Raw genomic sequence first — 17638 nt, 5'->3', positions numbered from 1 at the left:
AAGCCCGCATGAAATTTAAATGGGATGAATTTTTTGTAACAGGTGACCCATTAATTCTGGGCGCACAAGTTTCCATTGCACTATCTACCATCGCCATCATTGTTGTACTTACCTACTTCAAGAAATGGAAATGGCTCTGGTCTGAATGGATAACAACTGTTGACCACAAAAAACTCGGAATCATGTATATTATCTCTGCTGTAATTATGTTATTCCGCGGCGGTGTCGACGGTTTGATGATGCGTGCCCAGCTAGCGCTTCCGAATAACAGTTTTTTAGACTCAAACCACTATAATGAAATTTTTACGACTCACGGTACGATCATGATTATCTTCATGGCGATGCCGTTTTTAATCGGTCTTATTAACGTTGTTGTACCTCTTCAAATCGGTGCTCGCGACGTTGCATTTCCTTACTTGAACAACCTGAGCTTCTGGACGTTCTTCGTAGGGGCTATGCTTTTCAATATTTCTTTCGTTATCGGAGGTTCTCCGAACGCAGGCTGGACAAGTTATATGCCGCTTGCAAGTAACGACATGAGCCCTGGGCCGGGTGAGAACTACTACCTCCTCGGACTTCAGATTGCCGGTATCGGTACCCTGATGACAGGGATCAACTTTATGGTCACAATCTTAAAAATGAGAACAAAAGGCATGACACTGATGCGTATGCCAATGTTCACATGGACAACACTGATCACAATGGTTATTATCGTGTTTGCTTTCCCTGTGCTTACAGTAGCTTTAGCACTCTTATCATTTGATCGTTTGTTCGGCGCTCACTTTTTCACACTGGAAGCAGGCGGTATGCCGATGCTTTGGGCCAACCTGTTCTGGATTTGGGGACATCCTGAAGTATATATCGTTATTCTTCCGGCGTTCGGTATTTTCTCAGAAATTATCTCAAGCTTTGCAAGAAAACAATTGTTTGGTTACAAAGCGATGGTCGGTTCTATTATCGCCATCTCCGTATTGAGTTTCTTAGTTTGGACTCACCACTTCTTCACAATGGGGAACAGTGCGTCCGTTAACTCATTCTTCTCAATTACGACAATGGCAATCTCGATTCCGACCGGGGTTAAAATCTTTAACTGGCTCTTTACAATGTATAAAGGCCGAATCAGCTTTACAACGCCTATGCTGTGGGCGCTTGCGTTCATTCCTAACTTCGTTATCGGCGGGGTTACAGGGGTTATGCTTGCGATGGCAGCAGCGGATTATCAATACCATAATACGTACTTCCTGGTATCTCACTTCCACTACGTGCTGATCGCGGGTACTGTATTTGCTTGTTTCGCAGGATTTATTTTCTGGTATCCAAAAATGTTCGGCCACAAACTGAACGAAAAAATCGGAAAATGGTTCTTCTGGATCTTTATGATCGGGTTCAATATTTGTTTCTTCCCGCAATATTTCTTGGGGCTTCAAGGCATGCCTCGCCGTATTTACACATACGGACCGAATGACGGCTGGACAACATTGAACTTTATCTCAACAGTCGGAGCTTTCATGATGGGTGTAGGATTCTTAATCCTTTGCTATAACATCTACTACAGCTTCCGTTACTCTACTCGTGAAATCAGCGGAGATTCATGGGGTGTGGGACGTACGCTTGATTGGGCGACTTCATCTGCGATTCCGCCGCACTACAACTTTGCGGTGCTTCCTGAAGTCAAATCTCAAGATGCATTCCTGCATATGAAGGAAGAAAAAACTGAATTATACCCTGAAAGCAAATTCAAGAAAATCCATATGCCAAGCAACTCAGGCAGACCGTTCTTTATGTCTGTTGCCTTCGGTATCGCCGGCTTTGGACTTGTCTTTGAATGGTACTGGATGGGCGTAGTCGGATTGATCGGAGTCCTGCTCTGCATGGTTCTGCGTTCATTCGAATACGACAATGGCTACTACGTTAGTGTTGATGAAATAAAAGAGACGGAAAGAAAGATTTCCGAATAAGGAGGCGTGAGTTATGGAACATGCAGAACACGGCAATTCTAACGCGCCTATGGAATATCAATCTGAAACCGGCAGACTTAATATTCTCGGGTTTTGGATCTTTTTAGGGGCAGAAATTGTGTTGTTCTCAACACTATTTGCAACCTTCTTCGTTCTTCAAAACAGAACAGCAGGAGGTGTCTTACCGGACGAACTGTTTGAAGTGAATCTGGTAATGATTATGACGTTCTTGCTGCTTATCAGCAGCTTTACCTGCGGGATCGCTGTTCATGAAATGCGCCGCGGAAGTTTAAAAGGCGTAGTCATTTGGACAATTATTACTCTTCTTCTCGGCGCCGGCTTCGTCGGTTGTGAGATCAACGAGTTTGTCCACTATGTACATGAAGGAGCATCTCTCGGTACAAGTGCGTTCTGGTCTGGATTCTTTGTTTTACTTGGAACTCACGGAACTCACGTAACAATCGGTATTTTCTGGATTACAGGAATTCTGATTCAGTTGAAGAAACGCGGCTTAACTCCGCAAACTTCATCTAAAATCTTTATCTCAAGCTTGTACTGGCACTTCTTAGATGTTGTATGGATTTTCATCTTTACAGGTGTCTATCTCATGGGATTGGGGGGTCTGTAAAATGGCAAACAAATCTGCTGAACACAGTCACTTTCCATGGAAGCACATTGTAGGTTTTGCACTGTCTATTGTTTTGACCCTGCTGGCTCTATGGGTTGCAGTGTATACTGACCTGAGCTCATCAGCAAAACTTTGGATCATTTTCGGCTTCGCCTTCATTCAGGCGGCGCTCCAGCTTCTCATGTTCATGCACATGACAGAGAGCGAAAATGGCGGTATCCAAGTCGGAAACACGCTGTTCGGATTCTTCGGTGCGATCGTTATCGTGCTTGGATCCATCTGGATTTTCGCGGCCCACTATCATCACGGTGACCATATGGACGGAAATCCTCCTGGAGGCGCTGAACACTCAGAGCACTCAGGCCACAACAAATAAGCAAAAACCCTCTTCTGACGAAGAGGGTTTTTTTGCTGTTTCAGCTGCTGCTTCGCTTTCTGCGAAGATAAGGAAGGCCATAAATGATAAAAGCTGCGATATGAGCGACAATGACGTTGACGGCAAACAGGATAATCATGAGAGTGTGTCCGAGTGGAGAAAGGCTTTCTGTTGCGTAAAAGAAGAAGAATACCCACATTAAAATAATTGGCGGAATAGCAGAGAGTGCGACTTTTTTGTTATCGAGCCAAATAAAGAGGGGAGTAGCGCTGGCAACCAATAAATAAGCAAAAAACATGTCCATCATACCCGTCTCCTTTCATTTTGTGACAGCGTTTACAAAAATGAAGTAGAGGAAATGAATTGTGTCTGTTTTGTGGTTGTTTTGTGAACATTTTGTTACAATTATTATACCATGTTTTCCAGAAATTGATACAGGTATTTGCAGAAATGGTCTGGCACTATTGCCTTATTTTTTATCGCCAATCCGCTAGGAGAATGTATGGAAACCGTGAATGGAACAGTTTGTTTACTTAGGCATTGGTTTTCTGGGAACTTGATGTACGATAGGAACATTCAATAAATCTTTGAGCAAATCAACTTATTTAATAAGAGGCTGCATTCATAACCCTTGAGAAATAGGGTTTTTTTCATATGAAAAGTTTTGTGTCAATCGAAACATTTCGGTTTATGATACGTCATATTTCGTGTAGCTGAAAAAGCACCGCTAATGCGCGCAAAAAACAAAAAAGGAAACGAGCTTCACGTGTCATCTTGAACGTGGTTCATGTATAATAAACATTAGTGATTTTCCGATGAAAATGTAAGGCGGGATAGAATGAGTCGATATAAGAAACAGCAAAGCCCCTTTTACCAGGGGGATTTGATTTTTATATTAGGTGTGTTTTTTATCATAAGCGTAGTATCAATTTATGCTGCCGGTCAGTTTGGGCAGTATGGAGACGGTGCTTGGAAGAAACAAATCGTCTATTATGTATTGGGCATTGTTGCAATAACAGCACTACTTTATTTCGATTTAGAGCAGCTAGAAAAACTTAGTTTATATGTGTTTATATTTGGAATCTTATTGCTGTTGATATTAAGGATTAGTCCTGAGTCTATCGCCCCTGTGAAAAATGGTGCAAAGAGCTGGTTCCAATTTGGACCTGTTACGTTGCAGCCTTCTGAATTTATGAAGATAGGGCTCATGATGATGGTGGCCTCGGTTATATCTAAGGCGAATCCTAAAAAAGTTCGTTCACTTAGAGATGATGTCTATCTTTTGTTGAAGATAGCAGGCGTTGCAGTAGTGCCAATCGGACTTATCCTTCTGCAGGATGCTGGTACAGCTGGGATCTGTATATTCATTGTGATTGTCATGGTCTTTATGTCAGGAGTAAACTGGAAGCTGATCGCGATCATTGGCGGTTCAGGTATCTTACTTATTTCTCTTGCGTTGTTAGTCATGATTAATTTTCCAGATGTCGCTAAGTCAGTGGGGATTCAAGAGTATCAAATTAACAGGGTTACATCTTGGGTTTCTGATTCAAATGGAACAACTCAGGAAGATGCAAATAGCGGCTGGCAGGTTGATCAGGCCGTCATGGCTATCGGCTCAGGCGGTATTATCGGAAATGGTGTTCATAACTTGAAGGTTTATGTACCAGAGGGACAAACTGACTTTATTTTTGCTATTTTAGGTGAAAGCTTCGGATTTTTAGGCTGTGCCATTGTTGTTATTATGTTCTTCTTCTTAATCTATAGACTTGTCGTTTTGATTGACAAGATCCATCCATTCAACCGTTTTGCTTCTTTCTTTTGCGTAGGTTATACGGCGTTAATTGTTATCCACACATTCCAGAATATCGGGATGAATATCGGTATTATGCCTGTTACCGGGATTCCGTTGCTGTTTGTCAGCTATGGGGGGAGCTCGACGCTTGCCACGTTAATCGGTTTCGGTATTGTGTATAATGCGAGTGTTCAGTTGACGAGATACAGAAGTTATTTGTTTAATTCATAAAATGCAGACAGCCTCTAAAGGGCTGTCTTTTTTCGTTTCAGAGCATTTCACTTTTGACTTCACTTTTTTTGGGATATGATAAACAGATAAGGAGGTCCTTGTGATGAACAACACAATTGAAACCATTTTAAACCATCGGTCGATCCGATCTTTTACTGATCAGCTTCTGACAGCTGAGGAAATTGATACATTAGTGAAAAGCGCGCAGGCTGCGCCTACGTCCAGCTATGTGCAGGCTTATTCGATTATCGGTGTTTCCGATCCGGAGAAAAAACGTGAGCTGTCTGTGCTTGCGGGGAATCAGCCTTATGTAGAACATAACGGGCACTTTTTTGTGTTTTGTGCGGACTTGTACCGTCATCAAAAACTGGCTGAAGAAAAAGGCGAACTTATTTCTGAGCTGCTGGAAAATACGGAAATGTTTATGGTCAGTCTAATTGATGCTGCGCTTGCGGCTCAAAATATGAGCATTGCCGCAGAATCAATGGGGCTTGGCATATGTTATATCGGAGGCATTCGGAATGAACTGGACAAGGTGACAGAGGTGCTGCAAACGCCTGACCATGTGCTCCCGCTTTTTGGCCTGGCTGTAGGACATCCTGCCAACCTATCCGGTAAAAAACCGAGATTACCGAAGCAGGCTGTATATCATGAAAATACCTATAACGTGAATGACGAGGATTTTCGTAAACATATGAGTGCATATGACAAAACCATTTCTGATTATTATAGAGAAAGAACAAACGGTCAGCGAGTGGAAACGTGGTCTGATCAAATTCTGAACTTTATGAAGCAGAAACCGCGTACGTACTTAAATGAATATGTGAAAGAAAAAGGCTTTAATAAGAACTAAATGTGAAACCTCTCCGCTGGCGGAGAGGTTTTTATGTTTCACGTGTAACATATTCCGACAAATAGAGACAAGATGACCAAATAAATGACGATTGATCGGGGGACACCGATGAACAGTGTGAGCGGCTTAGAAGAAAAAATAATGGATCAGTGATACGATGAGGACGAGGTGGTAGGGATGTTATCATTAAGTATATTAGATCAATCTCCGGTGTCCGAGGGAAGCTCTGCAGAAACGGCATTACGGGAAACTGTTGAGCTTGCCCAGGCGGCTGAGGATCTTGGGTATAAGAGATTTTGGGTTTCAGAGCATCACTTTTCAAAGCGTCTGGCAGGGTCCAGTCCAGAGGTGCTGATCAGCCACATTGCGGCGAAAACGAACCGGATCAGGGTGGGATCAGGAGGTGTCATGCTGCCGCACTACAGTGCCTATAAAGTAGCTGAGAATTTCCGTGTGCTGGAGGGGCTGACACCGGGAAGAATTGATCTCGGCCTAGGCAGAGCGCCGGGAGGAATGCCGATTGCATCTTGGGCGCTGAATGACGGCGGGAAACGCAATGCCGATCAGTACCCGCAGCAAATCAAGGAGCTGACGATGTATTTGCATGATTTGGCGGATGACAGTCACCGGTTTCCTAATTTAACGGCTGCACCGCATATTTCAACTGCGCCTGATGTGTGGCTGCTCGGTTCATCTGGAGAAAGCGCGCTGCTCGCCGCTGAATCGGGTGCCGGCTATATGTTTGCCCATTTTATCAATGGCGAGGGCGGGGAGGATACGGTCAGACAATATATGAGACGATTTAAGCCGTCTGTGTTAGGAGAAACACCTCGGGCGGCAGTTGCTGTTTTTGTTCTATGTGCGGATACAGAAGAGAAAGCGGAGCAGCTGGGGACAGTGCTTGATTTTACTCTCTTGGCGGGTGAGCAGGGCATACCTTTAGAAGGCGTTCCTGATTATGAAGCTGTCCGGAAAAATACGTACTCTCCTTATGAACAAAGACGAATTGCTGATAACAGAAACCGAATGATTGTCGGTACGAAAAAACAGGTCAAGGAACAGCTGATGTCCTTGAGTAAGGCTTATGGTACAGAGGAAATCATGGCGGTGACCATTACGAACCGATTTGAGGATAAACTTCATTCTTATCGCCTTTTACAGGAGGCGTTTGCTGAGGCATGAAGCCGCTAAAGCCTGCATGAAAAAAGCCCCGCCGATGTTTCTCGGCAGGGCTGCTTTTTATTCAACAGTAAATGGCTCTTCGGTCAGGACTTGACTTGATTTGCCTTTGTTCGCTGCATAGGCAAGCATATAATATTCACCGGCTGGGAGCTTTGTATCCCCATTGATCGTGCCGTCCCAGTCGAAGTACTGATAGCCTTTATCTTGATGTTTATAAATACCTGCTTGGCCTGCAAAGTCAAGGTTGCTGTCATAGACGAGGAATGCCAGCTCTTCCGCTCCCGCAGGAAGGTAGGTTTCAATTTCATAGGTGCCTTGTTCAGAGCCCTCATTAACTGAGACAGACGTTACCCTCGGATAATCCGGCTCTTTTACGATCAGCAATGTAGGAACCTTGGCGACGGTTTTTCCGCCTTCTCTAACGATGACTGTTCCTTCATAGGTGCCTGCTTTTGTTTTCTTTGTGTCGACCTTTACTTTTGCAGTGGCTTTTCCGGTTTTATGAGCCGGAATCACAACACGGCTTGTGCCGGATGTGGAAATGCCGCTTCCGTTAAATGAGTATTCTAGCGTGTATGATTTTCTAATGGAAGATTGATTTTCAATTGTAAAGGTTTCTTTTTTCGTTTCGGTTCCTTTTTCCTTCAAAAATGTGCCGTACGAGTAGCTTCCCGGTGTGACGAACGAGTCGGCTTTGATCGCGTTCATAATTCTTGCGCTGCCTGCGCCTTGAGCGTTATGCGGATATACTTCTCCGTCGCCATCCTTTAATGTGACGGCGGTATTCATGATGGCAGCCTTGATCTGTTCAACGCTCCATTTCGGTTTAGCTTGTTTGATAACGGCAACCGCTCCGGCAATATGAGGTGATGCCATGCTTGTTCCTTGTTTTGACCCGTAGCCATATGGATTGTCAGGATTATGTGTCGGAATGGTGCTGACGATATTGACGCCTGGCGCGGAAATATCCGGCTTAATCATCCACGTGTCCATAACAGGGCCGCGGGATGAGAAATCGGCAACCTGTTCACCGAGCGCTTTTGAGACTGTCAACTTGAATGTTGCTTTTGTCTCGCCTGCTTTCATGGCGCTGATGAGTTTTTCGCCGTCTTCTAATGAAAGCTTAATTGTTGGTACTGACATGCCTGGCACATTGGCTTCAACTTCTCCGGACAGGTTGTTATACACAACCATGCCGATGGCGCCTGCTTTTTTGGCGTTGTCCGCTTTATCCACAAAAGCAATGCTGCCCCGTTTGACGAGTGCCACTTTGCCTTTCAGATCTTTTCCTTCAAAGTCCTTTTCTTCGCCGAGGCCAGCGTCGACAAGCTCAACCTCTTTATTGTGAAGCGCCTTGACGTCCTCTTCTTTGTCATAGCCCATGACTTTTGCTGAAGAGTAAGAGCCGAATGAGACGGCGTATTCATTGAGCGGGAGCTGCGTTGCGCCGACAGAAATCGCTTCTCTGGATGTGCCTGGCGATCCCACTGTCCAGCCGTTTGGTCCGCTGTTGCCATTTGATGTAACGGCGACAACGCCTTCTGACATGGCCCAGTCAAGCGCTGTGCTCGTCGCCCAATCCGGGTTGTTTAACGAGTTTCCGAGAGACAGGTTCATCACATCTGCTCCGTCCTGAACTGCACGTTCTACACCGGCGATGACGTTTTCTGTTGTGCCGCTTCCTCCCGGTCCGAGAACGCGGTAAGCGAGAAGTGTTGCATCAGGCGCTACGCCTTTAATCGTACCGTTTGCAGCGACAGTTCCGGCCACGTGTGTTCCGTGGTCAGTGGCTCCGCCTCTCTGATCGCCTGTCGGTGTTTCTTTCGGATCGTAATCATTGTCTACAAAATCGTATCCTTTATATTGTCCGAAGTTTTTCTTCAGATCAGGGTGATTGTACTCAACCCCTGTATCAATAACAGCCACTTTGACGCCTTTCCCTGTGTAGCCTAAATCCCATGCATCATTTGCTCCGATATATGGCGCGCTGTCATCCATTTGCGGAGAGACAGCGTCCTCGGAGATGGTGATGTCTTTCTCCTTGATATTGTCTGTTTTGTAAGTGACGTTCGGGTACACAGCTTTAACGTCATCTACTGCTAGAAGTTTTGGAATTTCATTAGCTGGAAGCTTCATAGAAAATCCGGAGAATACCTGCTCATATTCTCGTTTTACTTTTCCGTTTTTCACCGCTTTCACGGCTTTATTTTTTGCTTTTGAGCGGGCGTTTTTGAGCTTGCTTTTCGTTTGGTTTACTCCCGCTTCTTTCGCCTCTGCTAAGGATTTTTCTTTTAATTCCACAATCACCGTTGTTTGTTTTCTTGTTGTCATGTCAATATCACCGAATACCTCGGCCTTTTCCAGATCCGCCGATCCTTTTGAAGAAACCGGTGCTGCCTGTACACCTGTAATGCCTGTGGATAACGTAAAGAATAAAACCAAACCTAGAAGCAGAAAACGAATAATCCCGTTTTTCAATGTGTTTCCCCCTTTGTGTTTAGAAAAAGTGTTAAATATCTAGTATATATTTCTTGAAAATTCAAAAAAATCCTTGTGTCATTTGAACCATTTATTGGATTTTGATTGTGTATAAGGAAGGAGTTATACACAGAACCCTGTGTATAAGTGAATAAAGCTGTGTATATATATAGTTGGGAATATATGTTCTTATACAAAATATAGAAGGGGTTTGTGGACATGTGGATATCTCTTGTGATTAAGTTGTTCTTATCTTTGGGATAACTTGTGTATAAACTTTTTAAAGCGGTTCTCCAATTTTCATTTCATTTCTTTCAGCTTTCAACAAAACTTCTTAAAACTAGTTTGTTTTTTCACTCATATTGTGACAAAGAATTCTCTTTCCACGGTCTATCATAGAGTCATGAGTTTTGCTAGAGCTGCTAGTTTGCGAGAAAAGAAATCGGCCGTCTTTTCCTGTGAGCTGCGGCTGAAAAAACGGGCTGCTAAAAAGGCTGCCTGCCAAAAAGAAGCGGAGGGATGTTTTTCTATGAAACGTTTGCTTGTATCTTTACGGGTGTGGATGGTCTTTTTGATGAACTGGGTGGCGCCGGACCGAAAACATGCGGCTGCCGCTATTTATTCGGCTCAGCGTACATATCAAAGAAAAGCGGCGGTGCAAGCCGCAGGACTGGTTTCGTTTTATGAATGGCGGATGGCTGTGAATGACGAAGAAAAACAGAAAGCGAAAGCCGCCGCTCTCTATAAAAGAAGATGTCTGCAAGCCTTCAAGGAATCGCCAAAGCAGGAGAGGGCCGGCCCGCATCTTTACATGGCGGTCAAAAGGAGGTAAAATCCCAGTCATAAAAGCTAATTGGCGGGAGAGAGAGCCTCTTGAAAATCTATAAGGTATTAAACAACAATGCGGCTTTAATCAAAGAGGATGATCAGGAAAAAATCGTCATGGGTCCGGGCATCGCTTTTCAAAAAAAGAAAAATGATCTCATCCCTATGAATAAAGTAGAAAAGATTTTTGTCGTGCACGACGAGAATGAAAAATTTAAACAAATCCTGCAAACACTGCCTGAGGAGCATATTGACATAGCTGAGGAAATCATCAGCTATGCGGAAGGGGAGCTCGCGGCGCCGCTGAGCGACCATGTTCATATCGCGCTTTCTGACCATTTGTCCTTTGCGATCGAAAGGATTCAAAATGGGCTGCTTGTGCAAAATAAATTATTGCATGAGATAAAGGCGCTCTATAAAAAAGAATACGAGATCGGCCTGTGGGCGATCGGACATGTAAAAGAGACATTGGGCGTGTCTCTGCCTGAAGATGAAGCGGGTTATATTGCCCTTCACATCCATACGGCAAAGATAGATGCAGAGAGTATGTATTCAGCGCTGAAGCATACGACGATGATAAAAGAAATGATAGAGAAAATAGAAAACTACTTTAATCGAAAGGTGGATGAAAACAGCATTTCCTATCAACGCCTTGTCACGCATTTGCGATACGCGGTCAGCCGGTTGGAATCAAATGAAGCGTTTCATGCCATGGACGAAGAGATGCTTTATTTCATCCAAAAAAAGTATTCATTTGCCTATCAATGTGCGCTGGAGCTGGCGGAGTTTCTGAAAAATGAATATCAATTACATTTGCCGGAGTCCGAGGCCGGCTATATCACGCTGCATGTCCAGCGTCTTCAAGATCTCTCGGAATAACCGCTTTGACTTGCAGGGAGTGATCTCTGGAAGTTTTTTTATTGATCGGCATTCAGCGTGTGATACATCCAGCCCATCATCACAATTCCTGCGGCCAGATTGCCGAGTGTAACAGGAATTAAGTTTCTGGCTGCTCCCGCCAGTGTGACTGTATCAGGGTGATCGATCAAAAGTGAGATCGCAAATGTGCACATATTGGCAATGCTGTGTTCAAAACCGGAAATAAAAAAGCAGAAAACGAAAAGCATCATGGCAAACAGCTTTGCCCCTTCTCCTTTGAGAGACATCGGAATGAAAAAAGCGAGACATACAAGCCAATTGCACAGCATTCCTCGGAAAAACAGCTCTGAGGCAGGCGGCTCCATCTTGTGCTCTGCCAGATGAATCAAAAAGGAATGGGATGCCCCCTCGAAAAGCCCGGTTGCGCTGATAAGAATCGCAAACAAAACGGCTCCGATCAAATTGCCGGTATAGCTGAAAACCCACAGGTACAGGGTGTCGCGCCAGCGGATTCTTTTCCGGAGTGCGGTATAAGTGAAATAAAAGGTGTTGCCGGTGAATAAATCCCCGCCTCCGTAGGCAATTAATACAATAGCAGCTCCAAATGTCACAGCGGCAGCCGGGAAGGCAAACGGTGAGTCGGCAATAGAGAAATAGCTGCCTGTTTTGCTTGCGGCTGTAATGCCAAAACCGATAAACATGCTGGCCAAAATGGATCTGAGCAAATAACGGATTTTGCTTGAAACGAATATGTTTTGTTTTCTTAAAGCATACTGTTCAACCTTTTGCAATGCTTGAGTTTCCATTGTCTTTTCCTGCTTTCTTTGATAGATGAGCATAGTATAGCACGATATTGTGAAGTATTTCACAATTAATATTTACGACTTTTTGTCTAAATGTTTTACATCACTTTTTATCTAAAAAAACAGTTGACGAAAACGCTGTCATCAATTATGATGAAAGCGTATTCTTCATTCGGATAAGCGGGATTGTGACTGGTAAAGCAGGCAAGACCTAAAATTTGCGTAAATGAAAAAGGATCGCTGTGTCCTTTATTCGTTGGCGAATTTTAGGTCTTTTTTGTTTATAAAAGGGGGAGAAGAAGATGGATTACAAAGAGACTGCAAAACGCCTCATTGAGCTTCTCGGGGGACAAGAAAACATTATCAGCGCGGCTCATTGTGCGACAAGACTGCGTTTGGTGATTAAGGATGAATCAAAGATTGACCAATCGCAAGTGGAAGAGCTTGAAGGCGTCAAAGGCGCTTTCAGCAGTTCAGGCCAATACCAGATTATTTTTGGAACTGGCCTTGTCAATAAAGTGTATGACGCTTTTTCTAAGGAAGCCGATGTAGAGCGTGAAGAACATGTGAATCACCAGGATGCTGCTAAAGAGAAACTGAACCCTGCGGCGAGATTTGCGAAAACGCTTTCTAATATTTTTGTTCCGATCATTCCAGCCATCGTAGCCAGCGGCCTGTTAATGGGGTTATTGGGAATGATCAATGCCTTTCATTGGATGAGTAAGGACTCTGCGCTGCTGCAGCTCCTCGATATGTTTTCAAGCGCGGCATTTATCTTCCTGCCGATTTTGATCGGGGTCAGCGCTTCAAAAGAGTTTGGAAGCAATCCGTATTTAGGAGCGGTCATCGGGGGAATCATGATACACCCCACTCTTTTGAATCCATGGGGTCTGGCGGAAGCATCACCTGATTATATGCATCTTTTCGGGTTTGATATCGCGCTTCTCGGATATCAGGGAACTGTCATCCCTGTTCTGCTGGCAGTTTACGTCATGAGCAAGGTAGAGAAATGGACAAGAAAAGTGGTTCCGCATGCGGTCGATTTGCTTGTTACGCCTTTTGTTACTGTCATTGTCACCGGGTTTGTCGCATTTATTGCCATCGGTCCTCTAGGAAGAGCGCTTGGCTCCGGTATTACTGTTGCTTTAACATATGTGTATGATCATGCCGGTTTTGTCGCAGGCCTTCTTTTCGGCGGCACCTATTCACTGATCGTCCTGACAGGTGTTCATCACAGCTTCCATGCGATTGAGGCGGGGCTCATTTCAGATCTTGGCAGGAACTATTTATTGCCGATTTGGTCTATGGCGAATGTCGCCCAAGGCGGGGCAGGCCTTGCCGTCTTCTTTTTAGCGAAAAAGGCAAAAACGAAGGAAATCGCTCTTCCGGCGGCATTTTCCGCTTTTCTAGGCATTACAGAGCCTGTCATTTTCGGGGTGAACCTTCGATACCGGAAGCCGTTTATCGCCGCCATGATCGGGGGCGCGTTGGGCGGCGCGTATGTCGTATTTACACATGTTGCTGCAAACGCTTACGGGTTAACAGGCATTCCGATGATTGCCATTGCAGCACCGTTTGGCTTTGGAAATCTAGTAAACTATATGATAGGAATGGTTATTGCAGCAGTATCAGCATTCATTGCGGCGTTTGTCATGAAAATTAACGAAGATGAGGAGAGAAAAAAATGACAGCACATGATCAGAAGCTGCGTCGCCGGGCTTATGAAGAAATTGAGAAAAAAGAACATATTGCTGACAGCGATCCGCACCGCCAGCACTTTCACATCATGCCTCCGGTTGGTTTGCTGAATGATCCAAATGGCGTGGTGTATTGGAAAGGAGTCTATCATTTGTTTTTTCAGTGGCAGCCGTTTCAGACGGGGCATGGCGCAAAGTTTTGGGGGCATTATACGACACGCGATCTTGTGAATTGGAAGCGGGAAGAGATTGCGCTGGCTCCGAGTGATTGGTTTGATAAAAACGGCTGCTACTCGGGCAGCGCTGTTGTCAAGGATGACCGGCTCTATCTGTTTTACACAGGAAATGTCAGGGATCAGGATGGGAATCGGGAAACGTATCAGTGCCTTGCTGTATCGGATGATGGGCTGACCTTTGAGAAAAAAGGGGTTGTCGCCCGCCTTCCTGAAGGCTATACAGCTCATTTTCGCGATCCGAAGGTGTGGGAGCATGAAGGAAAATGGTATATGGTGATCGGTGCGCAAACGGAGAACATGAAAGGCCAAGCTGTTTTGTTTACTTCCGATAACCTGACAGAATGGACGTTTCTCGGCCCGATAACAGGTGCCGGCCTCAACGGACTGAACGATTTTGGGTATATGTGGGAGTGCCCTGACCTGTTTTCTCTTCAAGGCTCCGAAGTGCTGATTGTCTCGCCCCAAGGACTTGAAACTGACGGCTATCGTTATCAAAATGTGTATCAATCTGGATATTTTGTAGGCCGGCTCAATTATGAAAAAACGGGACTGATGCATGCTGCGTTTACGGAGCTTGATCAAGGCTTTGATTTTTACGCGCCGCAAACACTTGAAGACGATCAGGGACGCCGGATACTGTTTGCGTGGATGGCTGTACCTGATCAGGATGAGAAGGATCATCCGACGAAAGATTATCACTGGATTCACTGCATGACGCTGCCGAGACAGCTGACGCTATCAGGGGAGAAGCTGATTCAGCAGCCGCTTCCCGAGCTGAAAGCGATGCGGAAAAATGGGCAGGAAGTTCAAATCAACATGTATGGATCGTCTGGTACGCTGCTAGTCGAAAATCCTGAAAGAGCTGAGATTTTGATTGAAGACATTAATACGGAGTCTGGTTTTGAAATCGATATCCGAGCCACTGCCACATTCTCTTTCCAGAAGGAAGAAGGGCTTATCACGCTAACGCGCACAAGCTTTGACGGTACAAGAACAGAAGCGAGACATTGCCGAATCAGCAATCTGCACACAGTGCACATGTTTATCGACGCGTCATCTGTGGAAGTCTTTATCAATCATGGGGAAGAGGTATTCAGTGCGAGATATTTTCCTTTCCCGGGAAATGATGAAGTGACAGCGAGATCAAATGGAAAATCTGAAATGAAAGTCGGAATTTGGACACTTATGTAGAAAATCCTCCTATTTTCTTATGTGAAATCTGTGCCATCTGTGCTATTCTTCAACGATAACCTACTAATTTTTTCTGTAAAAGGAGTTGTTTTCTTGAATATACATGAACAGAAGATAACACCGGAATGTTTAGAAAAGGCTGCGGATCATGTTGAGGATAAGCGGGAAGAATATAAGGATGTGCTTCTTCAGCTGAAAAAAATGCTTCGGGGAACATCGCCGCATAGTGAAGCGGCAGAAACCCTTTCACGGGCATATGAACAAATGAAGGAATATGCACTTTTTGTTCAGTCGATAGAAACATTTTTGAGATCATCTGCGAACAATTTAAAAACCAAATAAACAGGCTGCCGATGTGATCGGCAGTTTTTTCTGTTGCAAAAGAGGACTACTTTCAAGTATGGAAGCGGCAGATGAAACGCACAAAGACTCTTGTGATATAGACATTTTTGAGGCGGACGGTTACGACGATGTGAAATGGAATGCGACAGAGCGTCCCAATATGTAAGATTGAACATAAAAACAGGCTGCCTCTTTATAAGGCAGCCTGTTACGCTTATGATTGCTTATTCAGGCGCAAAGCAGAATGCTTCGTAGGTCCGACATACTGATTCAGCGGGAAGGATTCTTTAATCGCAGCTGTAATAAATTCTTTCGCCGCGTAAATCGCTTCTTTGACTTCCGCACCTTTTGCGAGTTCTGCTGTCACCGCTGCGGAGAACGTACAGCCGGCGCCATGTGTATAAGGCGTATCAATCATTTCGCTTTCAAGGATTTCCGCTGTTTCTCCGTCATACAGAACGTCTACAGCTTTTTCGTGTTTCAGCTTGCCTCCGCCTGTAATCACAACATATTGAGCACCGAGGGCGTGGATTTTTTTCGCCGCTTCTTTCATGTCTTCAATCGTTTTTAATTCGCCCATCCCGCTGAGCTGGCTGGCTTCGAACAGATTTGGCGTAATCACGGTAGCGAGCGGTGCCAATTGTTCACGCAGGGCTTGCGCGTGCTCTGGATAAAGGACCTCATTTGCCCCTTTGCAAACCATAACCGGATCAATCACGACGTTTTGCAGTTGTTTTTCCTTGATCGTTTTCGCCGCAAGCTCAATAATTTCAACGGTTGGCAGCATTCCTGTTTTCATGGCGTCCACACCGATGCCGTCTACAATCGTTGCGAGCTGGGCGCGAATCGTGTCAGGATCGAGCGGAAAGACTTGATGGTCCCAGCTGTTGTTTGGGTCCATCGCGACGATCACCGTTAAGGCCGTCATCCCGTATACGTTTTTTTCTTGAAATGTTTTTAAATCAGCTTGAATTCCCGCGCCGCCGCTGGAATCGGAGCCGGCAATCGTGAGTGCTTTATGCATAGACATGTGTTGAACCTCCATCAATGTTTTATATCTCATTATAGTTAGATTTTCTGCTTATCACAATATGAAAGGTTTATAGGAATCAATTGACAATATCAGGGTGATTTCATAAAATGCTACATAAGAAAACTAGGTAGGGGTTTTGTCATGTTAAATCGTGAGCTGATTAAAGGCAGCACTGTGATATTGGTATTAACGCTCCTGAATGAGAGGCCGATGTATGGCTATGAGCTTGTAAAAGAGATGGGAAGCCGCAGCGATCATGAACTGCAAATGAAAGAGGGAACATTGTATCCTTCCCTTCATAAACTTGAACGGCAAGGATATATTTCTTCCTATTGGGAGAAGCAGGAGAAAGGCCCGGATCGTAAGTATTATCGGATTACAGAAGACGGCAGAGAGATCCTGGCAGAGCGCACAAAGGAATGGAGCATGTTTTCAGCCATGATGGACCGAATGCTGAAGCGGGGCGGACAGAATGGATAAAGAGACTTATTTATATAAAGTGAAAAACGGGCTTAAAGGGGTTTCTGATTGTGAAGCGATGATCGAAGAGATCGAAAACCATATTGAACACCACTTGTTTCACTCCATTCAAGAGGGAAAGAGTGAGGCGGAAGCCATGGAATGTTTGCTTCGGGAATTTGGCACACCGGATGAGATTGTGTCTTCCTTTCAGAAAGAACAGCCTGTATCCGCCCGTACGTTTTTATTATTCCATCTTTTCTGCAATAGTGCTTTATTTGCAGCAGGTATTATCATTACGGCATTGCATGCATGGTTAGAATCTCCCTTTGTTCATGCAGTGTGGAAAGGCATTTCTGTTTCTGTGTGGCTGATTTTAGCTGCTTATATTCTCTATTGGGTGCTGATTGGGTACCAAGGCGTCAGGGAGTTCGGGCAACGCGGTGAACGGCTTGTTTTACATACGATTCTTATTTCCATGGTGCCGAACGTTATTTTTATGTTTGTTTTTCTGTTTGATCTCGTTCCTGCTGCGCTGTTTCAATCTTTGCTGACACCTTGGTTTATAGGGGCGTGTGCTTGTGCTACGCTGTTATTTCCGGCGTGCGGACGAATAGGCTGTTATTTTGGCAGGTGCCAGCTTGCCTGATTTTTTAGGTATATACATAGAAATTC

The 17638-nt window shown here is 44.7% G+C and carries 17 protein-coding genes; 13 read left to right on the top strand and 4 right to left on the bottom strand.

Annotation, left to right across the window (positions count from 1 at the left end; all coding sequences use genetic code 11):
* Window positions 1–8: 8 nt before the first annotated feature.
* Genes qoxB through qoxD form a run of 3 tightly spaced genes read left to right on the top strand, consistent with a single transcriptional unit; the run spans window position 9 to window position 2962 of the window.
* Window positions 9–1958 (top strand): cytochrome aa3 quinol oxidase subunit I, encoded by a 1950-nt coding sequence (gene qoxB / locus NYE43_RS20020; protein ID WP_010332354.1) that lies wholly within the window; start codon window positions 9–11, stop codon window positions 1956–1958.
* Window positions 1959–1971: 13 nt separating this feature from the next.
* The gene (gene qoxC, locus NYE43_RS20015) at window positions 1972–2586 is read left to right on the top strand and encodes a cytochrome aa3 quinol oxidase subunit III (protein WP_003236031.1); all 615 of its coding nucleotides are present in this window, start codon (window positions 1972–1974) and stop codon (window positions 2584–2586) included.
* A 1-nt stretch (window position 2587) separates the two neighbouring features.
* Window positions 2588–2962 carry a cytochrome aa3 quinol oxidase subunit IV gene (gene qoxD / locus NYE43_RS20010; protein WP_095712737.1) on the top strand — a complete coding sequence of 125 codons (375 nt, stop codon included), beginning with the start codon at window positions 2588–2590 and terminating at the stop codon, window positions 2960–2962.
* Between the two features lie 40 nt (window positions 2963–3002).
* Here qoxD and ywcE read toward each other — a convergent pair whose 3' ends face one another.
* Window positions 3003–3269 carry a spore morphogenesis/germination protein YwcE gene (gene ywcE, locus NYE43_RS20005; RefSeq protein WP_081638379.1) on the bottom strand — a complete coding sequence of 89 codons (267 nt, stop codon included), beginning with the start codon at window positions 3267–3269 and terminating at the stop codon, window positions 3003–3005.
* Between the two features lie 531 nt (window positions 3270–3800).
* On the opposite strand from ywcE, the gene NYE43_RS20000 reads away from it, so the two are divergent.
* The 3 genes from NYE43_RS20000 (at window position 3801) to NYE43_RS19990 (ending at window position 7020) form a co-directional block, all read left to right on the top strand.
* Complete coding sequence (locus tag NYE43_RS20000; RefSeq protein WP_103671834.1) at window positions 3801–4985, top strand: FtsW/RodA/SpoVE family cell cycle protein; 1185 nt, start codon at window positions 3801–3803, stop codon at window positions 4983–4985.
* 103 nt (window positions 4986–5088) lie between these two features.
* On the top strand, window positions 5089–5838 hold the full coding sequence (nfsA, locus tag NYE43_RS19995; protein WP_326323571.1) for an oxygen-insensitive NADPH nitroreductase: 750 nt from the start codon (window positions 5089–5091) through the stop codon (window positions 5836–5838).
* A 177-nt stretch (window positions 5839–6015) separates the two neighbouring features.
* Window positions 6016–7020 (top strand): LLM class flavin-dependent oxidoreductase, encoded by a 1005-nt coding sequence (locus NYE43_RS19990; RefSeq protein WP_326366007.1) that lies wholly within the window; start codon window positions 6016–6018, stop codon window positions 7018–7020.
* 57 nt (window positions 7021–7077) lie between these two features.
* Here the strand turns inward: NYE43_RS19990 and NYE43_RS19985 are convergent, their stop codons facing one another.
* The gene (locus NYE43_RS19985) at window positions 7078–9498 is read right to left on the bottom strand and encodes a S8 family serine peptidase (protein ID WP_341062507.1); all 2421 of its coding nucleotides are present in this window, start codon (window positions 9496–9498) and stop codon (window positions 7078–7080) included.
* A 529-nt stretch (window positions 9499–10027) separates the two neighbouring features.
* Here NYE43_RS19985 and NYE43_RS19980 point away from each other — a divergent pair.
* The gene (locus NYE43_RS19980) at window positions 10028–10330 is read left to right on the top strand and encodes a hypothetical protein (protein WP_010332348.1); all 303 of its coding nucleotides are present in this window, start codon (window positions 10028–10030) and stop codon (window positions 10328–10330) included.
* A gap of 41 nt (window positions 10331–10371) precedes the next feature.
* Window positions 10372–11202 carry a sac operon transcriptional antiterminator SacT gene (gene sacT / locus NYE43_RS19975; protein WP_326323574.1) on the top strand — a complete coding sequence of 277 codons (831 nt, stop codon included), beginning with the start codon at window positions 10372–10374 and terminating at the stop codon, window positions 11200–11202.
* Window positions 11203–11240: 38 nt separating this feature from the next.
* On the opposite strand, the gene NYE43_RS19970 is transcribed toward sacT, so the two are convergent.
* Window positions 11241–12008 carry a formate/nitrite transporter family protein gene (locus NYE43_RS19970; RefSeq protein ID WP_095712743.1) on the bottom strand — a complete coding sequence of 256 codons (768 nt, stop codon included), beginning with the start codon at window positions 12006–12008 and terminating at the stop codon, window positions 11241–11243.
* A 299-nt stretch (window positions 12009–12307) separates the two neighbouring features.
* Between NYE43_RS19970 and scrA the strand changes: the two genes are divergently transcribed.
* The 3 genes from scrA to NYE43_RS19955 all read left to right on the top strand — a co-directional run bounded on the left by scrA (window position 12308) and on the right by NYE43_RS19955 (window position 15471).
* Window positions 12308–13693, top strand: a complete 1386-nt coding sequence (gene scrA / locus NYE43_RS19965) for a PTS system sucrose transporter subunit IIBC (RefSeq protein WP_341062503.1) — start codon at window positions 12308–12310, stop codon at window positions 13691–13693.
* The gene (sacA, locus tag NYE43_RS19960) at window positions 13690–15129 is read left to right on the top strand and encodes a sucrose-6-phosphate hydrolase (protein ID WP_326323577.1); all 1440 of its coding nucleotides are present in this window, start codon (window positions 13690–13692) and stop codon (window positions 15127–15129) included. Before scrA ends, sacA begins: the two co-directional genes overlap by 4 nt.
* Window positions 15130–15222: 93 nt before the next feature.
* Window positions 15223–15471, top strand: a complete 249-nt coding sequence (locus tag NYE43_RS19955) for a hypothetical protein (protein ID WP_024123279.1) — start codon at window positions 15223–15225, stop codon at window positions 15469–15471.
* 214 nt (window positions 15472–15685) lie between these two features.
* Here the strand turns inward: NYE43_RS19955 and NYE43_RS19950 are convergent, their stop codons facing one another.
* Window positions 15686–16501, bottom strand: coding sequence for a bifunctional hydroxymethylpyrimidine kinase/phosphomethylpyrimidine kinase (locus NYE43_RS19950; RefSeq protein WP_341062501.1), 816 nt, complete (start codon window positions 16499–16501; stop codon window positions 15686–15688).
* Between the two features lie 144 nt (window positions 16502–16645).
* Between NYE43_RS19950 and NYE43_RS19945 the strand changes: the two genes are divergently transcribed.
* Window positions 16646–16984, top strand: a complete 339-nt coding sequence (locus tag NYE43_RS19945) for a PadR family transcriptional regulator (RefSeq protein WP_024123276.1) — start codon at window positions 16646–16648, stop codon at window positions 16982–16984.
* Window positions 16977–17612, top strand: coding sequence for a permease prefix domain 1-containing protein (locus NYE43_RS19940; protein ID WP_341062499.1), 636 nt, complete (start codon window positions 16977–16979; stop codon window positions 17610–17612). The genes NYE43_RS19945 and NYE43_RS19940 overlap by 8 nt, the downstream gene beginning before the upstream one ends.
* Window positions 17613–17638: the final 26 nt, after the last annotated feature.

Origin of the sequence: Bacillus sp. FSL R5-0434 (genome assembly GCF_038004745.1) — a bacterium.
In the GTDB taxonomy this organism is placed as follows: Bacteria; Bacillota; Bacilli; order Bacillales; family Bacillaceae; genus Bacillus; species Bacillus halotolerans.
This window is presented reverse-complemented; position numbering and strand designations above follow the sequence as displayed.